Source organism: Bartonella sp. AA18HLJMS (assembly GCF_042197245.1).
Classification (GTDB): domain Bacteria; phylum Pseudomonadota; class Alphaproteobacteria; order Rhizobiales; family Rhizobiaceae; genus Bartonella.
Map to the genome: position 1 here is coordinate 1 of NZ_JBHIRP010000090.1, position 594 is coordinate 594.

Annotated in this window: 1 pseudogene; it reads right to left on the bottom strand. The window is 39.2% G+C overall.

Features of this window, described 5'->3' with window-relative positions:
- A pseudogene (locus ACFINW_RS10100) lies at window positions 1-594 on the bottom strand (filamentous hemagglutinin); the annotation flags it as partial.

Sequence of the window (594 nt, forward strand, 5' to 3'; positions counted from 1 at the left end):
ATAAGCCGTAGGCCAATTGTAACCAATCACTGTACTAATGGGGTCTAACATATGACCTTGTATGTAGATATAATTTTTTTCGCCATCGCTTAGATAATCTACTGTATTGGCCATCGATTGCATGTGAGCAGCCGCTCCAACAAGATAGAAGTCTGTTTTCTTGGCTACACTGTGGATACCATGTTCTTGCAAGTCATTTGCTCCATTGCGTATTGTTAAGGTACCCCGGCTATGCCCACTAACAATAGCATTGTCATTGCCATAACGATAGATAAAATCTTGGAACTTCTTGGTCGAATTACTCAATCCCCAAGTGCTACCCTCCCAAAACTTTTGATAATATGCTACCCCTAATTCTACCAGCACATCATCAGCTTGGGGAAAGTATGTAAAATAAAGGGGACCATTTTTATTAACAGCCAATTGGACAGCATTACCGGCTGCTTCATCTGGTGAATTAAAAATGCCATTGTAGAACATATAAACAGCACCATTAGGGCCTTTTTGTAAATGCTTTTCTTCCTCTGGCTTTAAAAAGTGATACAGAGTGATATATTTTCCATCACTGCCTTTTATAGGTTTTCCATTTTCATC